At 58.5% G+C, this 21,447-nt stretch carries 19 protein-coding genes; 2 read left to right on the forward strand and 17 right to left on the reverse strand.

The features are described from left to right. The 6 genes from trpB to gyrB form a co-directional block, all read right to left on the reverse strand. Complete coding sequence (gene trpB, locus ABVT35_RS20560) at positions 1–1,221, reverse strand: tryptophan synthase subunit beta (RefSeq protein ID WP_368468959.1); 1,221 nt, start codon at positions 1,219–1,221, stop codon at positions 1–3. 16 nt (positions 1,222–1,237) lie between these two features. Beyond that, positions 1,238–1,897 (reverse strand): phosphoribosylanthranilate isomerase, encoded by a 660-nt coding sequence (locus ABVT35_RS20565; protein WP_368468960.1) that lies wholly within the window; start codon positions 1,895–1,897, stop codon positions 1,238–1,240. Positions 1,898–2,020: 123 nt separating this feature from the next. Beyond that, on the reverse strand, positions 2,021–2,779 hold the full coding sequence (locus tag ABVT35_RS20570; RefSeq protein ID WP_368468962.1) for a M48 family metallopeptidase: 759 nt from the start codon (positions 2,777–2,779) through the stop codon (positions 2,021–2,023). Between the two features lie 90 nt (positions 2,780–2,869). Beyond that, positions 2,870–3,277 carry a DUF2852 domain-containing protein gene (locus tag ABVT35_RS20575; protein WP_368468963.1) on the reverse strand — a complete coding sequence of 136 codons (408 nt, stop codon included), beginning with the start codon at positions 3,275–3,277 and terminating at the stop codon, positions 2,870–2,872. A 247-nt stretch (positions 3,278–3,524) separates the two neighbouring features. After that, positions 3,525–4,802: a polyhydroxyalkanoate depolymerase gene (locus ABVT35_RS20580; protein ID WP_368468964.1), complete on the reverse strand. Its 1,278-nt coding sequence runs from the start codon at positions 4,800–4,802 to the stop codon at positions 3,525–3,527. 202 nt (positions 4,803–5,004) lie between these two features. Continuing rightward, positions 5,005–7,440 carry a DNA topoisomerase (ATP-hydrolyzing) subunit B gene (gyrB, locus tag ABVT35_RS20585; protein ID WP_368468966.1) on the reverse strand — a complete coding sequence of 812 codons (2,436 nt, stop codon included), beginning with the start codon at positions 7,438–7,440 and terminating at the stop codon, positions 5,005–5,007. 218 nt (positions 7,441–7,658) lie between these two features. Here gyrB and ABVT35_RS20590 point away from each other — a divergent pair, with 218 nt between their 5' ends. After that, positions 7,659–9,029, forward strand: coding sequence for a cytochrome P450 (locus ABVT35_RS20590; protein ID WP_368468968.1), 1,371 nt, complete (start codon positions 7,659–7,661; stop codon positions 9,027–9,029). Between the two features lie 16 nt (positions 9,030–9,045). Here ABVT35_RS20590 and ABVT35_RS20595 read toward each other — a convergent pair whose 3' ends face one another. From ABVT35_RS20595 to dnaK, 10 genes are all read right to left on the reverse strand, one after another. Continuing rightward, positions 9,046–9,222 carry a hypothetical protein gene (locus tag ABVT35_RS20595; RefSeq protein ID WP_368468969.1) on the reverse strand — a complete coding sequence of 59 codons (177 nt, stop codon included), beginning with the start codon at positions 9,220–9,222 and terminating at the stop codon, positions 9,046–9,048. A 199-nt stretch (positions 9,223–9,421) separates the two neighbouring features. Next, positions 9,422–10,177 carry a sulfite exporter TauE/SafE family protein gene (locus ABVT35_RS20600; RefSeq protein ID WP_368468970.1) on the reverse strand — a complete coding sequence of 252 codons (756 nt, stop codon included), beginning with the start codon at positions 10,175–10,177 and terminating at the stop codon, positions 9,422–9,424. Between the two features lie 15 nt (positions 10,178–10,192). Continuing rightward, complete coding sequence (locus tag ABVT35_RS20605; RefSeq protein ID WP_368468971.1) at positions 10,193–11,173, reverse strand: complex I NDUFA9 subunit family protein; 981 nt, start codon at positions 11,171–11,173, stop codon at positions 10,193–10,195. Between the two features lie 149 nt (positions 11,174–11,322). Next, positions 11,323–11,874 carry a GNAT family N-acetyltransferase gene (locus ABVT35_RS20610; RefSeq protein ID WP_368468973.1) on the reverse strand — a complete coding sequence of 184 codons (552 nt, stop codon included), beginning with the start codon at positions 11,872–11,874 and terminating at the stop codon, positions 11,323–11,325. Then, positions 11,871–12,158 (reverse strand): DUF1330 domain-containing protein, encoded by a 288-nt coding sequence (locus ABVT35_RS20615; protein WP_368468975.1) that lies wholly within the window; start codon positions 12,156–12,158, stop codon positions 11,871–11,873. The genes ABVT35_RS20610 and ABVT35_RS20615 overlap by 4 nt, the downstream gene beginning before the upstream one ends. Before the next feature lie 44 nt (positions 12,159–12,202). Continuing rightward, positions 12,203–12,913, reverse strand: coding sequence for an orotidine-5'-phosphate decarboxylase (gene pyrF, locus ABVT35_RS20620; protein ID WP_368468976.1), 711 nt, complete (start codon positions 12,911–12,913; stop codon positions 12,203–12,205). A 95-nt stretch (positions 12,914–13,008) separates the two neighbouring features. Then, positions 13,009–13,593 (reverse strand): NADPH-dependent FMN reductase, encoded by a 585-nt coding sequence (locus ABVT35_RS20625; protein ID WP_368468977.1) that lies wholly within the window; start codon positions 13,591–13,593, stop codon positions 13,009–13,011. 23 nt (positions 13,594–13,616) lie between these two features. After that, a complete protein-coding gene (gene pmtA, locus ABVT35_RS20630) occupies positions 13,617–14,213 on the reverse strand; it encodes a phospholipid N-methyltransferase PmtA (RefSeq protein WP_368468979.1) in 597 nt (198 codons plus the stop codon). A 47-nt stretch (positions 14,214–14,260) separates the two neighbouring features. After that, entirely contained in the window at positions 14,261–15,406 is a 1,146-nt protein-coding gene (dnaJ, locus tag ABVT35_RS20635) for a molecular chaperone DnaJ (RefSeq protein WP_368468981.1), read from the reverse strand. Positions 15,407–15,584: 178 nt separating this feature from the next. Continuing rightward, complete coding sequence (gene dnaK, locus ABVT35_RS20640; protein ID WP_368468982.1) at positions 15,585–17,519, reverse strand: molecular chaperone DnaK; 1,935 nt, start codon at positions 17,517–17,519, stop codon at positions 15,585–15,587. A 988-nt stretch (positions 17,520–18,507) separates the two neighbouring features. Here dnaK and ABVT35_RS20645 point away from each other — a divergent pair. Beyond that, entirely contained in the window at positions 18,508–19,170 is a 663-nt protein-coding gene (locus ABVT35_RS20645; protein WP_368468984.1) for a 2-hydroxychromene-2-carboxylate isomerase, read from the forward strand. Here ABVT35_RS20645 and ABVT35_RS20650 read toward each other — a convergent pair. Further along, positions 19,167–21,386 (reverse strand): transglycosylase domain-containing protein, encoded by a 2,220-nt coding sequence (locus tag ABVT35_RS20650; RefSeq protein WP_368468986.1) that lies wholly within the window; start codon positions 21,384–21,386, stop codon positions 19,167–19,169. The two genes, ABVT35_RS20645 and ABVT35_RS20650, sit on opposite strands and share 4 nt — an antisense overlap. Positions 21,387–21,447: the final 61 nt, after the last annotated feature.

A 21,447-nucleotide genomic window follows, 5' to 3' on the forward strand; every position in this document is an offset into this window, starting at 1 on the left:
TTACAGCTCCACACCAAGATGTTTGGCTGCGGTGAAGACGTCCTTGTCGCCCCGTCCGCAGAGATTCATGACAATAATCTTGTCCTTGCCCATTTTCGGCGCCCGCTTGATCACTTCCGCGAGCGCGTGCGAAGGCTCGAGTGCCGGAATGATGCCCTCGACGCGGGTCAGCCGCTGAAAGGCTTCAAGGGCCTCGTGGTCCATGATCGGCACATATTCCACCCGGCCCTTGTCCTTCAGCCAGGAATGTTCCGGTCCGATACCGGGATAATCGAGCCCTGCCGAAATCGAGTGGCCCTCTTCGATCTGGCCGTCGCCGTCCTGAAGCAGATAGGTGCGGTTGCCGTGCAGAACACCGGGCCTGCCGGCTGTCAGCGAAGCGCAATGCTCCATTGAATCGAGACCCTTGCCACCGGCTTCGACGCCGACGATCTGCACGCCTTCATCGTCGAGGAACGGATGGAAGAGGCCGATGGCATTGGAGCCGCCGCCGACAGCCGCAACCAGCATGTCCGGCAGGCGTCCTTCCCGTTCCAGAAGCTGTTCCTTGGCTTCCTGGCCGATGACCGACTGAAAGTCGCGGACCATTTCCGGGTAAGGATGCGGTCCTGCGGCAGTGCCGATCAGGTAATAGGTGTTTTCGACATTGGTCACCCAGTCGCGCAGCGCTTCGTTCATGGCATCTTTCAGCGTGCCGTTGCCGGCGGTGACCGGTATGACCTCGGCGCCGAGCAGCTTCATGCGGAACACATTGGGTGCCTGCCGCTCGACATCGGTCGCGCCCATATAGACGACGCATGGAAGACCGAAACGGGCCGCAACGGTCGCCGCCGCGACGCCGTGCTGTCCGGCTCCGGTCTCGGCTATGATGCGGGTTTTGCCCATACGCTTTGCCAGCAGGATCTGGCCGACGCAGTTGTTGATCTTGTGCGAACCGGTGTGATTGAGCTCGTCGCGTTTGAAATAGATTTTTGCGCCGCCCAGTTCTTCCGTCAGCCTTTCGGCAAAATAGAGCGGACTGGGACGGCCGGTATAGTGGGTGTTGAGGTCGGCAAGCTCGGCCTGATATTCCGGATCGTCCTTGGCCCTGTCCCAATGATCCTGAAGATCGAGGATCAGCGGCATCAGGGTTTCGGCGACAAATCGGCCGCCGAAGATGCCGAAACGGCCTTCCTCATCGGGGCCGGCGCGGAAAGAATTGGGTTTGACGGACTGGTTCACGTGATACTCCAGACGTTCAGGCGGGGATGCGCAGTTCGGCGGACCGGACCGCGTCGAAAAATTCGGCAATCAGTTTGATATCCTTGACGCCCGGCGCGCTTTCAACGCCGGAGGAAGCGTCTATGCCTTTCGTGCGGGTCTGCTCAAGAGCATCGCGGATGTTTCCCGCATTAAGGCCGCCGGAAAGCATATAGTCGATTTCACTGTCAAGCTTCGACAGGATGGTCCAGTCGAAGGCAACGCCATTGCCGCCCGGCAGTTCGGAACCCTCTGGCGGCTTGGCGTCGAAAAGGAACTTGTCGGCAACGCCGCGATAGGGTTCGATCAGATCGAGATCCCCCTGCTCGCGCAACGAAAAGGCCTTCATCACCGGCAGGCCAAAGCGGTTTTTCACCTCGCTGACCCGCTCCGGGCTCTCGCTGCCGTGAAGCTGCAGCATATCGGGTTTGACGACGGATACGATTTCGTCGAGCGTAGCATTGTCGGCATTGACCGAGACAGCGACGATCGTGACCCGGCCGCGGGCGTGTCCGGCAAGTGATGCCGCTTGCCGAGGCGAAACATTGCGGGGGCTTTTGGCAAAGAAAATAAACCCGACATAGGACGCGCCGCCGTCGATGGCGGCATCGATCGCGGCTTCGGTTTTCAGCCCGCAAATTTTCACAGAAACACTCATTTGCTGCTCGTCGCATGAATTTACGCCAGAGTCGAGTATTTTGCAGGGCTTTGGGGCCGATTTTGGCCGTCAATCGGGTCCGCCGAACCGTCAATCATCCACGCCCGCTATCGGCGCGGCGTCTTATGAATTGAAATCAACCGCATGCAGAGAAGAACCGTTGCGTTTCAGCCATGATTTGGCTTCGTCGGTACCGGGACAAAGCTGCTTGCACAACGCCCAGAATTTAGGCCCGTGATTCATTTCCCGAAGATGCGCGACCTCGTGGGCGGCAAGATAATCGATGACGTTTTCCGGCGCCATGACGATGCGCCATGAAAATGAAAGGCGCCCGTCGGACGTGCACGACCCCCAGCGGCTTTTTGTGTCCTTGACCCTGAGGCCGGCGGCTGGCTGGCCGAGCTTTTCTGTATGCCTGGCAACCGCCAGTTCCAGGTCCGCGCGCGCCTGTTTCTTCATATAATCTGCGATGCGGCGGCCAAGATGCTCGGCAGCGCCGCCGACCAGCAGCACCGCTTCGCCATCAATCTCGATTGCTTCGGTAACGCCGCGCAGTTTGCCGGTACGCTCGATCCGGTGAGGTTTGCCGCGAAGCGATACATAACCACCCTCTTCGACGCAGTTTGCCTTGGGCAGTTTGCTGAGCTTGGTGGCGAGCCAGCCATGGTGACGATGCAGGAAACGGTCGATTTCCTGCTCGGAAATGCCGACCGGAACGGACATTTTGAGCGCCTTGCCACCCGGTTCAATCCGCAGGGTCAGGCGCGTGGCACGTGCGTTTTCCCGGATGGTCAGCGGCAGCCTGCGTCCGGCGACAGCAATGTCGCGTCCGCGCGCCGGGCGTTGCGCCGTTGTCCTGCTGCGCCGTTTCAAACCGAACATGGTTATTTCTTTATGCGATTCTCGCAGGAATACAAAAAAGGGCGCCCCGAAATGGGACGCCCGTTCCATGGCTAAGACTTGGGAGGAGTATTAGTCAGGATCGATATCAACCGGCCGTTCTTTGCGTTTGGCCATGAAGCGATCAAACTCCTTCTGGTCCTTGGCCCGCCGCAGTTCGCGCATATATTCGTCGAACTCTTCTCGTGCTTCGTCTAGTTTGCGCCGCTCTTCGGCAAGACGTTCAAGTTCCTTCTCGCGCCAGTCATCGAAGGCGACATTTCCGGTGCGTGCATGTGTGCCACGGCGGGCACGCCTGCATCCGGTGAACATGTCATCTGTTGCCTTGTTGACATCGCGTTTGAAACCGTCGAGCCGATCTCCCCAGATAATGTAGGCAAGCATTGCAAGGCCCAGAGGCCAGAATACGACAAAGCCAAGAACCATCAGGGCGATGGTCAAGGGGGTCCATGCAGGACGCAGCATTGCTGTATTGGTCATCGATAAGCCCTTCGTTTTACAAGCGACAGACATTGCCGCTTACGCAATTTGATGTGGGGGGCAAAGCGATACGATTCAAGAAATCCGCGAAGGATAAATTCGCAACGCATTGAAATAAAACAATTTTATTGATTAAATTTTCTTAATTTGGAGACCGCGGCGTTTCGGATGCCGGTCCCCGATACCCGTTAAGGTAGTGGCCGCAATTGCCTGGATAATACCTGCGCCAATAGCTTCCCGGCTGGTGTTACCGTTTGCCTCGGCGGGCGCGGGTCTTCTTTTTCGGTGCGGTCGTTTCATCGTCATGCGTGCGGATGAAGTCGACAATGCGCGGGGCGATCTCGGCGCGGAAACGCGAGCCGTTGAAAACGCCGTAATGACCGACGTGCGGCTGCATATAGTGCTGGCGCTTGTCGTCGGGAATATTGCTGCAGATATCGTGGGCGGCACGCGTCTGACCGACACCCGAGATATCGTCGTTTTCGCCTTCGACCGTCAGCAGCGCAACATTGTGGATGGCAGACGGCTCGACCAGCTCGTCGCGGTGCATGAACTGCCCCTTCGGCAGCGCGTGTTCGATGAAGACGGTTTCGACCGTCTGCAGATAGAACTCCGCCGTCAGATCCATCACCGCCAGATATTCGTCGTAGAAATCGCGGTGCTTTTCGGCCGAATCCCCGTCGTTTTCCACCAGATGCTGGAAGAAGTCCTTTTGCGCGATCATATGCTTGTCGAGATTCATCGACATGAAACCCGACAGCTGCAGAAAGCCAGGATAAACCTCGCGCATGAAGCCCGGCTGCGGCCACGGCACGCGCATGATGACATTATCGCGGAACCATTCGATGGGTTTGGTCTCGGCAAGCGCATTGACGGCCGTCGGATTGATGCGCGTGTCGATCGGCCCGCCCATGAGCGTCATGGAGCGCGGGGCGAACGGGTCGCCGCGCTTTTCCATCACGGCAACGGCCGCAAGCACCGGGACCGATGGCTGACAGACAGCCATGACATGGGTGTTTTCACCCAGGTGATGCAGCATCTCGATAATGTAATCGATATAATCGTCAAGATCGAAGGCGCCGTCGCTGGCCGGTACCATGCGTGCATCGATCCAGTCGGTGATATAGACGTCGGCGTCCGGAAGCAATGTATCGACAGTGCCACGCAGCAGCGTTGCGTAGTGCCCCGACATCGGCGCGACGATCAGGATTTTCGGGTCGCGCCCGTGTTCAGGCTCAACGGCGCGATGAAAATGTATGAGATTGCAGAACGGCTTTTTCCAGACGATATCCTCATGGACCGGGACCGTCTTTCCGTCGACGGTTGTCTCGTGAATGCCGAATTCCGGCTTGGCATAGCGCCGCGTTGTGCGCTCGAATACTTCAAGGCCGGCAGCCAATGTCCGGCCCGCCGGTGTCTGGGATATGGGATTCAGCGGATTGGAATAGGCGAACCGCATGGCATCGGCCGCGGCGCGCCAGGGCGACATTGCAGCATGGCTGAGCTCGTAAAGCTGATAAAACATTGATCCGCACCCCTCTGGCTCAAACTCCGATCCGCCGGTATTGACCGATATGGAACTGGCGCCTGTCCCCGCAAGCCGTTCCCGAATCACGAATTTGTGCAACGCAATGAAACGTTGCGACAGCCTAACAGCTTTCTGCTGCGACGCAACAGCTGCAGCCGCTGCTGGGGGTAACAGTCGTTTACTGTTGTTTTACAGATAGTTAGATGTCCAGATTGGCAACATTCAGGGCGTTTTCCTGAATGAAATCGCGCCGCGGCTCGACCTCGTCGCCCATCAGCCGGGCAAATAGACCGTCGGCATCCGTGGCGTCGTTGATCTTGACCTGCAGCAGTGTGCGATCGTTTGGATCGAGCGTTGTTTCCCAGAGCTGGTCGGCATTCATTTCACCAAGGCCCTTGTAGCGCTGCATGGTCAGGCCCTTGCGGCCGATGGCAAAAATCGCATCGAGCAGCGTGCTTGGTCCCGAAATTGCCGTCGAATCGTCCTTGCGGACCAGTTTTGCCGGGCCCGAATATACTTCCTGGAGCCGTTCGGTCATCTGATCGATACGCCGCGCATCGGCCGAGCCGATGAGACCCGTATCGATCAAATGGGATTCCTTTACGCCGCGTACCGTGCGTTCGAGGCGCAGTCCGCCGTCGTCATTGATGCTGCCTTCCCAGCCACGCTCGGTTTCCTCGGAAATAAGATCCAGGCGCTGCGCCACTTCCGCGGCCTTTTCCCGCGCCTTTGCCTCGTCATTCATGAGTTCGATATTCAGCGCGCCGACGATCGACGCCTGTTCGATGATCGTGCGGTCATAGCGTGAATGCAGGCTCTCGATCAGCTTGCGCAGGCTGAGCGCATCGAAAATAACGCTGCGCAGGTCTTCGCCCATGCGCACCTCGCCATTATCGAGTTCCAGGGCCGAATCTTCGAGACCAACACCGATGAGATATTCCTCGAACGCCTTTTCGTCCTTGAGATATTGCGAGGACTTGCCGCGCGACACCTTATAGAGCGGCGGCTGGGCGATATAGAGATGACCGCGCTCGAGCAGTTCCGGCATCTGGCGAAAGAAGAAGGTCAGGAGCAGGGTCCGGATGTGGGCGCCGTCGACATCGGCGTCCGTCATGATGATGATCTTGTGGTAGCGCAGCTTTTCCGGATTGAATTCATCCTTGCCGATGCCGGTGCCAAGCGCGGTGATCAGCGTGCCGATTTCCTGGCTGGACAGCATCTTGTCGAAGCGGGCCCGCTCGACATTGAGGATTTTGCCGCGCAGCGGCAGGATCGCCTGGTTTTCACGCGAACGGCCCTGTTTGGCCGATCCGCCGGCGGAATCGCCCTCCACCAGGAAAATTTCGGATTTCGCCGGATCGCGTTCGGAACAATCGGCGAGTTTTCCGGGAAGCGACGCGATATCGAGTGCGCCCTTGCGCCGGGTCAGTTCGCGCGCCTTGCGTGCTGCTTCTCGCGCGGCGGCCGCTTCGACCACCTTGCCGACGAGGATCTTGGCTTCCTGGGGATGTTCTTCCAGCCACTGGTTGAGCGCCGTGTTAACGAGGCTCTCGACCACCGGTCGGACTTCCGAAGATACCAGCTTGTCCTTCGTCTGGGACGAGAATTTGGGATCGGGCACTTTTACCGACAGCACCGCCGTCAGGCCTTCGCGGCAATCGTCGCCGGTAAGCGAGACCTTTTCTTTCTTGGTCAGGCCCGAACCGTCCGCATAGGAGACGATTTGGCGCGTCAGTGCACCGCGGAAACCTGCCATATGCGTGCCGCCGTCGCGCTGCGGAATGTTGTTGGTAAAACACAGGACGTTTTCGTGGTAGCTGTCGTTCCACCACATGGCGACCTCCACCGTAATGCCGTCCTTGTCATTGGCAATGGCAATGGGCTCCTCGACAAGCGGCTTCTTGTTGCGGTCGAGATATTTGACAAAGGCCTGGATCCCGCCGTCATAGACCATCTCTTCCTGGATGACATCGGAGTGCCGGTTGTCGGTCAGAATGATACGCACACCGGAATTCAGGAAGGCCAGCTCGCGCAGGCGGTGTTCCAGCGTGCTGAAATCGAACTCGGTCATGGTGAAGGTGTCGGTCGAAGGCAGGAAAGTGACTTCCGTGCCGGTCTCCGATCCGGCATCGCCGGTGATTTCCAAGGGCCCGTCGGCGACCCCGTGAGTGAAACTCATTTCATGGATCTTGCCGTTGCGGCGGATCTTGAGCTTCAGCATCACCGAAAGCGCATTGACGACCGAAACGCCGACGCCGTGCAGTCCGCCGGATACCTTGTAGGAGTTCTGGTCGAATTTGCCGCCCGCATGCAGCTGGGTCATGATCACTTCGGCGGCCGAAATCCCTTCCTCCGGGTGCATGTCGGTAGGAATGCCGCGGCCATTGTCGGTCACTGTGCACGATCCGTCGGCATTGAGCGTCACGGTTACATGCGTCGCATGGCCGGCCAGCGCCTCGTCGATGGCGTTGTCGACAACCTCGTAGACCATGTGGTGCAGGCCCGAACCGTCATCGGTATCGCCGATATACATGCCTGGACGTTTGCGAACGGCGTCCAAACCCTTCAGAACCTTGATGGAATCGGCGCCATACTCCGGATTCGCCGATTTCTCGTTCTCGGGCATATCGCTCATATTGTGGTGATCTTTCCTGGGTAGATGGTCGCTGAATGTTCAAGCCGCGAATCACTCAGCCTTTGTGACATAAATATAATGATTTTATGCGCTAAATCCAAATTCACGGTACATTGTGCATACACCTGCGCACAAGCTGTTTTCGCTGATTTTGCGGCAAATGTCGCTTGGTTTGGCACTCACCACACCTATATGGTGAGTTGGAGAGCACAGACACCATGGATGCAGCTGTTCAGCCCTTTACTCCGCCCGCCCCGCCACCGCGGAAAAAACCGCCCGGCAGGTTGGAGGTGGTGCGCACGATCTATCGCAATCCGATCGAATTATGGGGCGAGCCGTCCTACACCAAGCCGTGGGTTTCGGCGGCGTTTTTCAACGAGCGCATGGTGCTTGCAAACGAGCCTGGCCTTATCAGGCATATCCTTGTCGACAATGCCCGCAACTACGAAATGGCGCGCGTGCGCCAACTGGTTTTGCGGCCGATACTGCGCGACGGGCTTCTGACGGCGGAGGGTGACGTATGGAAGCGTTCGCGCAAGGCGGTTGCGCCGGTCTTCACCCCGCGCCACGCGCAAGGATTTGCAAAATTGATGCTGCAGCGTGCGCAGGAGTTCACCACCCGCTTCAAGGGTGACGGCACTGAGTATGAAATCGCTCACGAAATGACGGAACTGACCTATCAGATCCTGGCAATAACCCTGTTTTCAGATCAGATATCGACGCCAAACGAGGATTTCGGCTACCGGGTCGAACGGCTGCTCGAGACCATGGGCCGTGTCGATCCGCTGGACCTGCTCAAGGCGCCGTCCTGGCTGCCGCGCCTGACGCGGCTGCGGGGCCGCAAGGTGCTCGCCTATTTCCGCAAGATCGTTTCCGACACGATGCAGCAGCGGGCCGAGCTCATCGCCCGTGATCCCGACAATGCGCCGGAGGATTTCCTCACACTGCTCCTGCAGCAGCAAAAGCCTGGCGGCCTGACGCGCCAGGAGGTCGAAGACAACATCATCACATTTATTGGCGCCGGACACGAGACGACCGCGAGAGCCCTTGGCTGGACGCTCTATTGCCTGGCGAACGCACCTCACGAGCGCGAACTGGTCGAAGAGGAAGTCGACCGTGTGGTGGCTGGCGAACCGGACCCGGTCAAATGGCTGGACCTGATGCCCCATACCCGGGCGGCTTTCGAGGAGTCGATGCGGCTCTATCCGCCGGCGCCTTCCATAAACCGGGCGGCGATCGAGGATGATCAGTACGGGGATGCCTTCATTGCGGCCGGAACCACCGTTCTTGTCATGCCCTGGATATTGCACCGCCACCGGCTTTTGTGGGATCAGCCGGACGCCTTTATCCCGTCCCGCTTTCTACCGGAAAACCGCGAAGCAATCGGCCGCTTCCAATATCTTCCCTTCGGGGTCGGCCCAAGGGTCTGTATCGGCGCGACATTTGCACTGCAGGAGGCGGTCATTGCGCTCGGCGTGTTGATGAGCCGGTTCCGCTTCGACTGCACAGAAAAAACCAACCCATGGCCCGTGCAGAAACTGACGGTCCAGCCCGAAGGCGGGCTGCCGATGCGCGTAACATCGCGATAGAATTACGTTTTTCAGATTATTCTGCTTTAAGCGGCTTGATCGAGCATTCGTCGATGCCATAGGCCGCATTGCAACCCGCGTCGCGGCTCATGCCGGCTTGCGGCGCGAGAAAGAGGGCGGCTGCCACGATGACGGCACCAGCCGCGATGAATGACGAGAAAATGGCTCTGCCCATCATTTTCTGTTCTGACATACTACTTGAAAACCCGTTTTTATCCCCAAAAATCAGTTCTGACCGGCAACGGTTTCCCCGCCGTTTTATCGGCACTTCGCCATGGCGGCGGCGCCGAATCTACCAGCCAAATCCTAATGATTTGTCACGCCATGTAAGGGTTGTTATGCCACGGTTCAATGGTGTTTGTGCAAATTCCAGTAAAATTAGGTTAATGGCGCTACATACCGCGGTAGACCATGCCGCAAGCAAGCAGCGTCAGGACGATCTTGAAGGCAATCCTGAAACCCTTCTCCGGCATTACGTGCAGCAGTCGCGAGCCGGTGAGCGTGCCGCAGAAGCCGCTGGCGATCATCATTGCGATCAGCGGCAGCCATTGCTCGAAGGCAAATCCGGCAAATGCAAATCCAATGACCTTGAAACCGTGTTGTGCGCTCATGAGTGCCGCCAGCGAGCCGACGAGTGTCTGCCGCTTGGAAAAACTATTCGACATCAGCGCCGCATTGATCGGCCCGGTGGCGCCGAAAAACATGCCGATAAAGGTGGTGACCGCCCCGATTACCGCAAAGCCTCTGGTTTTTATGGCGGCCATTTTGCGTAGCGGGATCCAGGTCGAGGCGATGACGAAGAGACCCAGACCGATAAGGATGACGCTGTTGTTCAGGCGCACGGCAATGGCCGCGCCGATCGCCGCGCCAATCACGGCACCTGCCGAAAAAGCCGCGATCCGGATCCAGTCGACATGTTCGCGAAGAACGAAAGTCCGTCCGCCATTGGATCCGAGCTGCACCGCCCCGTGAACCGGGATGAGCGCAACAGGCGGTACGAAATAGGACATGAGCGCAATCATCACCACGCCACCGCCGATACCGACCGATGCGGTTATAAATGACGTCAGGAAACTAGCCGCAACAAGCAGCCCGGCATTGACCGGGGACAGGATGTCCGGGAGCAGCGTGCCGGCGATGCTTTCCATCCAATCGGGAAAAGTCTAGGCGATCAGGTCTTTGGTGAATTGACCCGCCGGTCTGAAACGCACCAGGTAAGATGGCAGGATCGCCTCAAGCGTCGTTGCCTCGATGCCCAGTCCCGCCAGGGTACGGCCCTCTTTGATTGCCGCATCGGACACGACATTGTCTGCCGATTTGAGCAGAACGACCTGGTCCTTTGTCAGCATCGGATCGATAAGCGGGACTGAAGACAAAATCCGGCCGAGAAGTTTGGCGACCCACCAATAGAGCGAAACAAAGACGCGCTTGCGAGCGATCGTTTCCAGCATGAACTCAAGGCACTGTTTGAAAGTGAGAATTTCAGGACCGCCCAGCTCCCACGTCTTGCCGGGTTCAATGCTTCCGTCGACACTCCTTGCAACAACTTCGGCGACATCGCCGACATAGACCGGCTGAAACTTCGTCACGCCACCGCCGATCAGCGGCAGGACCCAGGAGAAGCGGGCCATTTCCGCGAATTTGTTGAAGAATTCGTCTTCCGGACCGAAAACGATCGAGGGCCTGACAATGGTCGCACCGGGAACCACCTCGCGGACAGCGTCCTCCGCGCGGCCCTTTGTGCGGGCGTAATCGGAACGGCCAGCGCTGTCGGCGCCGAGGGCCGACATGTGGGTCAAAGGTATGTCGGCGGCGCGGCAGGCCTCGGCGACGGCGCGTGCGCCGAACAATTGCACATTGTCAAAGGTATTGCGGCCCTTTTCAAAAAGGATGCCGACCAGATTGATGACGTGATCGGAACCCGCCACTGCCCGGTCGACCGATTCCCTGTTGCGCAAATTGGCCTGAACCGAGACGATCTGCCCGACATTGCCCATCGGCTGCAGGAACCCGGCAAGGTCGGGCCGGCGTACAGCTACCCGGACATTATAGCCGCGCTTGGCAAGTGCACGAACCACATAGCGCCCGATAAATCCGGACCCGCCAAAAACCGTTACCAGCTTCGGTGTGTTGCTCAGTGTCATGCTCGCCTGCTCCCTGCAAGATGCCGTATATGCCTGTTTCATAGTCAAATCGGCACACAAGGTGAAGAGCCATAAGGCCGCAGGGGCCATTATTTGCGGCACTTTGGGCCTAATTTAGTTCACGTGCCCGATTTCCGCCTGTCGCACGGCTACAGCGCCTTCATCATCAGCAGCCGCAGTTCGGGTCTGGTACCTTCGGGCACTTCCGCCTCGAATCGTCTGTGCAGTACAGCCGAAGCCTCATCCATGGGCAGCTCCGCAAAACCGTATCTCCGGTAAAAGGGTGCGTTGAAAGCCACATCACGAAAGGTCGAAAGGACGCAGCGCCCGGCATGCAAGGCCCGGCCCCGTTGAAGTACCGCATCGAGAAGGGCAGAGCCGAGGCCGCGCCGTGCGTGTTGCGGCAGGACGCCCAACTCGCGGATATAAATACCGCCGTCAAGCTGATCAAACGCTGTAAAGCCCACCGGCCGGTCGTCAAAATCGCAGGCAACGATGACTTCGCAGACGCTGAGCTTGTCGAGAAAATCGTCAGGCGACCCATCCGAAGCATCGGAAATCGCGGCGATTTCCGCAATGCCGACATCCGCAAAGAGGATCGACGCACCGATATCAATTTCGAAAAGGGCTGCTTCCTCTCCGGCCCGCATAGGCCGGATGGAATAGTCGGACGTATCGGGATCAGCGCAGGTCAGGGTCAATTGCCCTCCACGATGACCATATTTGCATCGGCACAGGTCTGGCGAATGGCCTTGGCGGCTTGGTATTCTTCCGAGTTGTAGCAGGCTTTTGCCTCCTCAAGCGAAGCGAATTCGATCACCACATTGCGCGGGCGCACATCGCCTTCCAGCTCTTCGAAAGCACCGCCGCGGGCTAGAAAATTCGCACCATGGCGCTCAAAGGCGGGCTTGGCTGTCGAGACGTAGTCCTTGTAGCGCTCAGGGTCATTCACTTGAACGCTTGCGATCCAGTATGCTTTAGCCATCGTTTCCTCCTGATCGGTTTTTGACCGTTTGGTCATATTATCTTCTAAACCGCATCGCCGGCCATTGCATCATTCATTTCCGACAAAATTGCCCGCGCTGCTTCCAAGGGGTCCGGTGCTGCGACAATCGGACGGGCAACGACAAGGTGGCTCGATCCGTTGCGAAGGGCATCACCGGGCGTCACGACACGCTTCTGGTCACCGTGGTCGGCGCCTGCGGGCCGGATACCAGGCGTTACCACGGCCATGTCAGGTCCGACGATATTCCGCACCGTCTCCGATTCGGCTGCCGAGCAGACGATGCCGCCCATCCCGGCTTCGGCCGCCTGCTGTGCGCGGCGCGCAACAAGCGCCTGTGGATCAAATGCGTAGCCCGCTTCTTCAAGGTCGCTTCCGTCCATGGAAGTCAGCACCGTGACACCCAACAGGCACAGATCGGAGCCGCGCGCCGCGTCTACGGCCGCACGCATGGCTTTCGGATAGGCGTGTAATGTAAGCATTGAAACATTCATTTTAACAATGTTTTCAACGCCCTTGGCGACGGTATTGTCGATGTCGAGCAGCTTCATGTCCAGGAAAACCTGCTTGCCGTCGGATATCAGCTCACGCGCGAATTCCAGCCCGCCGGCGAAGACAAGCTGATAGCCGATCTTGTAAAAGCCGACCGTGTCACCGAGTGTTGAGACAATCGAAGAGGCCTGATCTGTTGTTGGCACGTCCAGACCAACGATCAGGCGCGATTTTGCATCCTGCATTCCGGTTACCTCGCAATTTGGTGAATCATTCGGCACAGGCCGCAGCATCCGTTTAGGCTTCCACGGCGCGGCTGTCCAGTTCGCCGCTTCGGGCGTTACGTAATGGCGCCGTGCCGCTGGCAATGATCGATCAGGGATTTGCAGGCTTTTTGAAGCATTCCGTCTGTCCGTTCGTCGATTATCCGGCCGTCTTCGTCGAACGCGTCCGATGCGCCGCTGACCGAGCATTGCTCGGTTACGATCTGGCTTCCGACACTCATCATCACCGAACGCAGGTGATAAAGACCGCGAAGGCCGCCCAGCTTTCCGTTGGATGCCGAGCCGAGCGCGATATAGCGCCCAAGCCAGGGCTTGAGCGACCGTTCGCCGTCCTTCGAGATCAGGCTGATCCAGTCGATGGTGTTTTTCAGAAGCGGCGGAATGGACGAATTGTATTCGGGACTGGCGATAAAAACGCCGCCATGGTCCGCAATCATGCGGCCGAGCTGCATTGCATTTTCGGGAATGCCCTTTTCTGCCCTCAGGTCTTCATTGACCAGCGGCAACGGATAGTCGAGCAGGGAAATGCGCGTTACGTCCGCACCGAGTTGCGCCAGCGTCACCTGGGCGGCATTTGCAAGCTTCGCATTGATGGATGTTGATTTGACGGAACCCGCAAAGACCAGAATACGCGGCGTCATCAATGCTCCCCCTCACGCTGCACCTAGTCGGCCCGTCTGTACATCCACATCTGGGCCGGCGGAATATTGCGCAGCTCCCAGCCGAAGCGTTTGACAGAATAGTGACCGTGTCCGGGTGGAATCGGCGAGACGGGCCCGTAAGAAAACTGCAGAAACGGGCGACCCCTGGGAATACGGTTCAACACATCCTCAAGCAGGGCGACACGCTTTTCCAGCGAAAAATTCAGCAATGGAATTCCCGAAATAACGCAGTCGAAATGCTTAGAGGAATGCGAACCGAGTGTCGTGTCGAGGTCGAAAGCATCTCCCCGGACAAGTTTGACTTCCGGCAATTCACGCCGCAAATGCCGGCAGAATTCCGGAGAATATTCCACTGCAATGAGATTGTCCGGTGCGATGCCGCGCTTCAAAAGCGCCTTGGTGACGACACCGGTTCCGGGGCCGAGTTCAAGAACCGGCAGGCCGGAAGCGGGATTGGCGACGCTCGCCATTCGCTTGGCCATGTAAACGGAGGTGGGAACGATCGCGCCGACGGTTTTGGGCTGGCTGACAAGACCCTTGAAGAAACGGAGCTTGTGATTGACCTGTTCGGCAACATGTTGTGGCAGGTGATGCCGCATTCGCGCATTCCTCCGTGCAGTTCGTCGCTTGGCAGAGCCTTTTCCGGTCACTCACTCAATGTGTCGAAAAAGTGCCGCATCTTTGAGAAAAATCCCGAAGACTCGGGATTGTTTTCTCTTGATGACAGCTGCTCGAACTCCTCCAGCAACTCCCGTTGCCTTTTCGTCAATTTTTGTGGCGTTTCGATGGAAATCTGTATGTAAAGATCGCCCATCTGCGAGGAGCGCAGCACCGGCATGCCCTTTGATTTCAGTCGGAATTGCCGGCCGGCCTGGGTTCCCTCGGGCACTTTGACGCGTGTTTTGGCGCCGTCGAGCGTCACCACGTCGAACTGGCCGCCCAGCGCGGCGGTCGTCATGGAAATGGGGACGGTGCAGTAAAGATCGGCGCCGTCGCGCTGAAAAAATTCATGCGGCCGGACCGAAAGAAAAATATAGAGATCGCCCGACGGGCCGCTGCGCAGCCCGGCTTCGCCCTCGCCGGCGAGGCGAATGCGCGTGCCGTCTTCTATGCCGGCCGGAATATTGACTGAAAGTGACCGTTCCTCGGTCACGCGGCCCTGACCGGAGCATTTCGAACAGGGATCGCTGATTGTCTCGCCGCGGCCGTGGCAGCTCGGGCAGGTACGTTCGACGGAGAAGAAGCCTTGAGAGGCGCGCACCCGGCCGGAACCGTGGCAGGTATTGCAGGTCACCGGCTTGCTGCCGGGTTTTGCGCCCGAGCCGGAGCACTGGTCGCACTGGATGGAGGTCGGAACGCGAATTTGCGCCGTCTTGCCGGTAAAGGCCTCCTCCAGTGAGATTTCCATATTGTAGCGAAGGTCTGCGCCGCGTTCCCGTCCGCCGGCATTGCGCCGCGAGCGGCCGCCGCCCATCATTTCGCCGAAAATGTCTTCGAAAATATCAGAAAATGCGCCGGCGCCTGCGCCGCCGCCAAATCCACCGCCAAATCCGCCGGGACCGCCCTGCTCAAAGGCCGCATGGCCATATTGGTCGTATGCCGCGCGTTTTTGCGGATCCTTCAGCGTTTCGTAGGCTTCGTTGATTTCTTTGAATTTGCGCTCGGATTCCACATCGTCCGGGTTTTTGTCCGGGTGATATTTCATTGCCAGCTTGCGAAAGGCGCTTTTCAGGTCCCTGTCGCTGGCGCCCTTGGATACGCCGAGTGTTTCGTAGAAATCAGCCTTGGCCATTAATTATGCTCCGCAGAACGAAATTCGCCCGGTTTCTTTTGGTCGCATCGTGTAGCAGCTCCAGGGAGTGCGGGTCAAAACGACAAAAAGGTTTTCCGGGAAAGTCATATTGGGCTTCCCGGAAAACCGGTTCGGGCGAGCAGCCGGTGCATGCGCCTTGACGCACCGGCTGTCCGGCTTAAGCCGATTTTTTCTCGTCGTCGTCCTTGATTTCTTCGAAATCGGCGTCGACGACGTCTTCGCCATCGGCGGCCGCGTCTGCGGCAGCATCGGCGGCGGCGTCAGCTTCTGCAGCTTCAGCCTGCTGGGACTCGTACATGGCCTGCCCAAGCTTCATTGCCGTTTCGGCAAGGGTAGCGGTCTTCGCCTTGACGTCTTCCGCATCCGGCTCTTCAGCCTCGATGGCGGCCTTCAGGGCCTCGACAGCTTCGGTGATGGCCGTGCGGTCTTCTTCACCGACCTTGTCGCCATAGTCGGCCAGCGATTTTTCGGTCGAATGGATCAGGCTTTCCGCCTGGTTCTTGGCTTCGACAGCGTCGCGGCGTTCCTTGTCGGCTTCGGCGTTGCTTTCGGCGTCCTTGATCATCTGGTCGATGTCGTCATCGGACAGACCACCGGAAGCCTGAATGCGGATCTGGTGCTCCTTGCCGGTGCCCTTGTCCTTGGCGGACACATTGACGATGCCGTTGGCGTCGATATCGAAGGTGACTTCGATCTGCGGGACACCACGGGGCGCCGGCGGAATGCCAACCAGGTCGAACTGGCCAAGCATCTTGTTGTCGGCGGCCATTTCGCGCTCGCCCTGGGCAACACGGATCGTGACCGCGTTCTGATTGTCGTCGGCCGTCGAGAAAGTCTGCGACTTTTTCGTCGGGATCGTCGTATTGCGGTCGATCAGGCGGGTGAAGACACCACCGAGCGTTTCGATGCCCAAAGACAGCGGCGTAACATCGAGCAACAGAACGTCCTTGACGTCGCCCTGCAGAACGCCTGCCTGGATGGCAGCGCCCATGGCGACAACCTCATCCGGGTTCACACCCTTGTGCGGCTCCTTGCCGAAGAACTGCTTGACGACTTCCTGAACCTTCGGCATGCGCGTCATGCCGCCGACGAGAACGACCTCGTCGATTTCGCCTGGCTGGATGCCGGCGTCCTTGATGGCGGCCTTGCACGGATCGACCGTACGCTGGATCAGATCGTCCACCAGGCTTTCGAACTTGGCACGCGACAGTTTCATGGTCAGGTGCTTCGGACCGCTCTGGTCTGCCGTGATGAACGGCAGGTTGATTTCGGTTTGGGCAGACGAGGACAGCTCGATCTTGGCCTTTTCAGCGGCTTCCTTCAGGCGCTGCAGAGCAAGCTTGTCGCCCTTCAGGTCGATGCCCTGGTCTTTCTTGAATTCCTTGGCGAGATAGTCGACCAGGCGCATGTCGAAGTCTTCACCGCCGAGGAAGGTGTCACCGTTTGTCGATTTGACTTCGAAGACACCGTCGCCGATTTCAAGAACCGAGATATCGAAGGTGCCGCCGCCGAGGTCGTAAACGGCGATGGTCTTGCCTTCCTTCTTGTCGAGGCCATAGGCAAGAGCGGCCGCGGTCGGCTCGTTGATGATGCGCAGAACCTCAAGTCCTGCGATCTTGCCTGCATCCTTGGTGGCCTGGCGCTGGGCGTCGTTGAAGTAGGCAGGAACCGTAATGACGGCCTTGTCGACGGTTTCGCCGAGATAGGTCTCAGCCGTTTCCTTCATCTTCTGCAGGATCATCGCGGAAATCTGCGAAGGCGAATAGGTAGAGCCGCCGGCTTCCACCCATGCGTCGCCATTGTCGGCCTTGACGATCTTGTAGGGGACGAGGTCCTTGTCCTTTTCAACCATCTTGTCGTTGTACCGGCGGCCGATCAGGCGCTTGACAGCGAACATGGTGTTTTCGGGATTTGTTACAGCCTGGCGTTTGGCAGGCTGTCCGGTGAGGCGCTCTCCATCGTCGCTGAATGCGACCATTGATGGTGTGGTGCGTGCGCCTTCCGCATTTTCGATGACCTTGGCGTCTTGTCCATCCATGACGGCGACGCAGGAATTGGTCGTTCCTAAGTCAATACCAATAACTTTTGCCATTTACATTCTCCTTGAAGCGAACCGTCCGGACCCGATGCGGCGTTCCGTATGACAGTCCCTAGCGGTATTATCCCCCAGCATCCGGCAGGATGCCGTTGTTGAAGCGTATATAAGAAAGCCGTTATGGGACTGCAAGGCAGGATTCGGTTTCGACCTTCGCTCTTTGCGTGACCGCCGATAGCATTGTGACAGGCCCTCTGAAAAGCCCTGAATCGACAGGACGGGCAATTTTTGATCCATTAACAACCAGAAGAAGAAAATAAAGGAAGGGACATTCAATCAAAAATAGAAAGCATGCAAGTCTCCTCATATCGGCATAGCGCGGTTGCGGTGGGCGGTTTGCCGAAATCAGAAACACCTTCCATTGACCCGATAGATAAAATGTCAATTCACGGTTTCAGGCGACGGATTTGGACCGGCTGTGATTGCATTGGTGCAACGGGTGTAAATTGCTGGCAGCGACGGGTGCGGCGATATGTCAATGTCGGTGTTGCCTGCCGGTGACAAGAGCCGCGGATGGCCACAGATGGAAAAATCCGCATCGTTGCCAGGCACCAATCGAAGGCGCCGGCACCGAAGCGGAATTCCCAAACGTCGGCACAACGGCCGATTTCCAAATTACTCAGGAAGGTGTCGTCTGAAGTATGAGAAGCGACGCCAATACATAAACCGCACCGCAACTAACAGGGCGATTCCAGACTGAAATCGCATGAACAAGATGGCCCCCGCCACGCGTTATGTTCACCCAAAGAAAACCCCGACAGCCCGCAATTTGCAAGCTGTTACAGCACCGCCGGCACTGAAAGGATTTGTGCTGTTGCATTTTCGCATCACTCAATTTCGCTCGCACAATGATAAGACAATCCCTTCATTGCAGGCCCACACAATTTGTTACCGACCGGTAACTTTTTCAAACGGTTGATCCGGGGCTGCTTTTGAGTTCGGGAAGGGACAAGGTTTTGCTTCATTCAAGGACGAGGCGGTGGCCATGACAAAGTCGGTGGATGTCTACTGGTCCCATCAAAGCCCCTATTGTTATTTCGCCCTCGACCGCATTCTCACCATCAACGCCAGACCCGACGTCGAGATGGTTCTGCGTCTTGTCCTGCCCGGGGTCTTGCGAAATGCCGGTGCGTTTAGCGATCGGCCTCCCATGGAGCAGGACTACTTTTTGACCGACGTGAAACGCACGGCCGCCTACCTCGGCCTGCCCTATGGCGAGGCCCGACCTTATCCGGTTGCGATGCAACGCGGTACGCTTTACAGGGCCGAGCAGTCGCAGCCGCGCATCCATCATCTCAATCACCTGACGGCCGCAGCCGACGAGGCGGGCAAAGGCTGGGCCTTTCTCGATCAGGTCGCCCGTCTCATATGGGATGGAACGACGAAGAACTGGCACACGGGGCAAGCCCTTGCGGACGCAACCGCACGCGCTGGCCTGGACCATGGCGATCTGACGCGCAGGGCTAAGGAAAACGCCGATGCGTATGACGCGCTCTTCGCAGCAAATCATGAAAGACTTCTGGCCGCCGGTCACTGGGGCGTTCCCGTCTTTGTCCATGAAGGTGAGCCGTTCTATGGCCAGGACCGGTTCGATCAGCTGCTTTGGCGTATGGGATTCAAGCAGCCCGGCTCATCCGATGCAGGTTAATTGCCCAGGATGATGTCGAGCAGCGTGGTGGTTTCACCCGATTGGCGGTTGCCGACATCGGCCGGCGGTGAAGGCCTGCGGGTCGATCCGGTGCGGTCCAGTGCGGTGCCGCCAATCGTCTGGGAAGGGCGTTCACCGCGATCAACGATTTCGCCGGAAGGCCTGCGGACGGGAATATTTGACGGGCGCGTTACCGGCACGGCAACACGGCTCGGATCGCTCGGAACCGCGTATTGGCCTGGCAGGCGCGCGCTTGATGAGCCGCTGTGTGCAGCCTGCATGAATTCCTTCCAGGCAAGTGCCGGCATCGCTCCGCCGGTGACCTTGCGGGTCGGTTTGCCATTGTCGTTGCCAAACCAGACGCCTGTTGCAAGATTGGACGTGTAACCGACAAACAGCGCATCCCTGAAGGCCTGGCTTGTGCCGGTCTTGCCGGCTGCCTGATATCCGTTGAGGCGGGCCTTGCGGCCGGTTCCCTCGTTGACGGCGCGCACCAGCATGCCGTTCATCATCGCGATGATCTGCGGACGCAGCACCCGTGGCGGGTTGTCGTAGGTGTTTTCGTAAAGCACCTTGCCCTTGGCGGTCCTGACGCGCTTGATGATGTGAGGCGTTGCTTTGAAGCCGCCGTTCATAAACGGAGCGTAGGCAGCCGTGAGTTCCGTCAGCGTGACTTCGGAAGTGCCGAGCGCGATGGAGGCATTGGCCTTGAGTTTCGATTCGATGCCAAGCCGCCGCGCAGTCTTGACGACATTGTTGGGGCCCGCTTCCATGACGAGCTGTGCGGCCACGGTATTGAGAGAGCCGGCGAGCGCATCGGACAGCGTCACCGGTCCCCGATATTTCTGATCGTAGTTGGAAGGCGTCCATTTGCCGATGCGGATTGGCGCATCGTTGCGCACCGATTGCGGGGTGCGGCCCATCTCCAGCGCCGCCGCGTAGACAAATGGCTTGAAGGCCGATCCCGGCTGCCGTCTGGCCGTGGTTGCCCGGTCAAACTGGCTGACCGAATAATCGTAGCCGCCGACCAGGGCGCGAATGGCGCCCGAACCGTCGACCGACACAAGTGCGCCTTGCGAAACCTTGAGTTTCCGGCCGTTGCGGTCGATGGCGTTCCGTATGGTCTTTTCCGCCTGCTGCTGCATCCTGAAATCGATGGTCGTATCAACGATCAGATCGCGCGTCACCTTGCCGCCGATGAGCGATTCCAGCCGGTCCATGACCAGATCCGCGGCATAGTTTTCCGCACCGGTCCAGTAGCTCTTGGCCCGGGTTGGCTCCCGTGTCATGGCGGTGGTGATTTCCCGGTCGGAAACATAGCCTTCGTCACGCATTGCCTCCAGCACGATCTGCGCGCGCGCTTCTGCGGCTTCCGGATTGCGGGCCGGCGAAAGCCGCGACGGCGCCTTCAGGAGGCCGGCGAGAAGGGCGGCCTGCGCAAGGTTCACATCGCGGGCCGGTTTTTTGAAGTAGCGCCGCGAGGCGGCCTCCACACCATAGGAGCCGGAGCCGAAATAGACCCGGTTCAGGTACATTTCGAGAATCTGGTCCTTGGTGAATTTGTGCTCAAGCCAGAAGGCGAGCAGCACTTCCTGGACCTTGCGCTCCAGCGTCCGTTCCGGAGAAAGGAAAAGGTTCTTGGCGAGCTGCTGGGTCAGGGTCGAGCCGCCCTGCACCATGCGTCCAGCCATCACATTGCTGACCATGGCGCGGGCAAGGCCGATGGGGTCGACTCCGAAGTGGTAGTAAAAGCGCCGGTCCTCAATGGCGACCACGGCCTGCGGAATATAAGGAGACATGCGCGACAGCGTCAGCGCCTCGCCGCCGGTTGCGCCGCGGTTGGCCATGGTTCTGCCGTCGGACGAAACAATCTTGACGTTTGGCGGCCGGTCGGGAACCGCCCAGGTCGTCGCGCTTGGCATTTTGGCACCGTAATAGGCAACAAGGCCGCCGACGCCGATGGCCAGCCAAAGCCCGAGGACAAAACACCAGTACAGGGATTGTCTGAAAAATCCGGACAGCCCGCGCCGCGCTGCCCCGGATCTGGATTTCCGCCTGGATCCGCCGGACCTTTTCCTGGCCTTGCCGCCTTTGCGTTTTGACGCGGTTTTGCCGCCGGCAACCCGGTCTCCGGGCCTGGCGCGCAGGTCGCCGCTCTTGTTGCGGCGTCCGAGCGAGGGCTCGATACGAGCTTGCTTTTTGCGTTTTGAGGCCATGCGATCCAGCAAATTTTCAATTGATGCGCGCTTGGACTCTAAATGCGGCAATTTAAGGGGG

The organism is Hoeflea sp. TYP-13 (assembly GCF_040932035.1).
Lineage (GTDB): Bacteria > Pseudomonadota > Alphaproteobacteria > Rhizobiales > Rhizobiaceae > Hoeflea_A.

Bases quoted from the DNA above. Each gene is read 5' to 3' on its own strand.
- ABVT35_RS20565 (WP_368468960.1), bottom strand. From the start codon at position 1,897: ATGAGTGTTTCTGTGAAAATTTGCGGGCTGAAAACCGAAGCCGCGATC.
- ABVT35_RS20570 (WP_368468962.1), bottom strand. From the start codon at position 2,779: ATGTTCGGTTTGAAACGGCGCAGCAGGACAACGGCGCAACGCCCGGCG.
- ABVT35_RS20575 (WP_368468963.1), bottom strand. From the start codon at position 3,277: ATGACCAATACAGCAATGCTGCGTCCTGCATGGACCCCCTTGACCATC.
- ABVT35_RS20580 (WP_368468964.1), bottom strand. From the start codon at position 4,802: ATGTTTTATCAGCTTTACGAGCTCAGCCATGCTGCAATGTCGCCCTGG.
- gyrB (WP_368468966.1), bottom strand. From the start codon at position 7,440: ATGAGCGATATGCCCGAGAACGAGAAATCGGCGAATCCGGAGTATGGC.
- ABVT35_RS20590 (WP_368468968.1), top strand. From the start codon at position 7,659: ATGGATGCAGCTGTTCAGCCCTTTACTCCGCCCGCCCCGCCACCGCGG.
- ABVT35_RS20595 (WP_368468969.1), bottom strand. From the start codon at position 9,222: ATGTCAGAACAGAAAATGATGGGCAGAGCCATTTTCTCGTCATTCATC.
- ABVT35_RS20600 (WP_368468970.1), bottom strand. From the start codon at position 10,177: ATGGAAAGCATCGCCGGCACGCTGCTCCCGGACATCCTGTCCCCGGTC.
- ABVT35_RS20605 (WP_368468971.1), bottom strand. From the start codon at position 11,173: ATGACACTGAGCAACACACCGAAGCTGGTAACGGTTTTTGGCGGGTCC.
- ABVT35_RS20615 (WP_368468975.1), bottom strand. From the start codon at position 12,158: ATGGCTAAAGCATACTGGATCGCAAGCGTTCAAGTGAATGACCCTGAG.
- pyrF (WP_368468976.1), bottom strand. From the start codon at position 12,913: ATGCAGGATGCAAAATCGCGCCTGATCGTTGGTCTGGACGTGCCAACA.
- ABVT35_RS20625 (WP_368468977.1), bottom strand. From the start codon at position 13,593: ATGACGCCGCGTATTCTGGTCTTTGCGGGTTCCGTCAAATCAACATCC.
- pmtA (WP_368468979.1), bottom strand. From the start codon at position 14,213: ATGCGGCATCACCTGCCACAACATGTTGCCGAACAGGTCAATCACAAG.
- dnaJ (WP_368468981.1), bottom strand. From the start codon at position 15,406: ATGGCCAAGGCTGATTTCTACGAAACACTCGGCGTATCCAAGGGCGCC.
- dnaK (WP_368468982.1), bottom strand. From the start codon at position 17,519: ATGGCAAAAGTTATTGGTATTGACTTAGGAACGACCAATTCCTGCGTC.
- ABVT35_RS20645 (WP_368468984.1), top strand. From the start codon at position 18,508: ATGACAAAGTCGGTGGATGTCTACTGGTCCCATCAAAGCCCCTATTGT.
- ABVT35_RS20650 (WP_368468986.1), bottom strand. From the start codon at position 21,386: ATGGCCTCAAAACGCAAAAAGCAAGCTCGTATCGAGCCCTCGCTCGGA.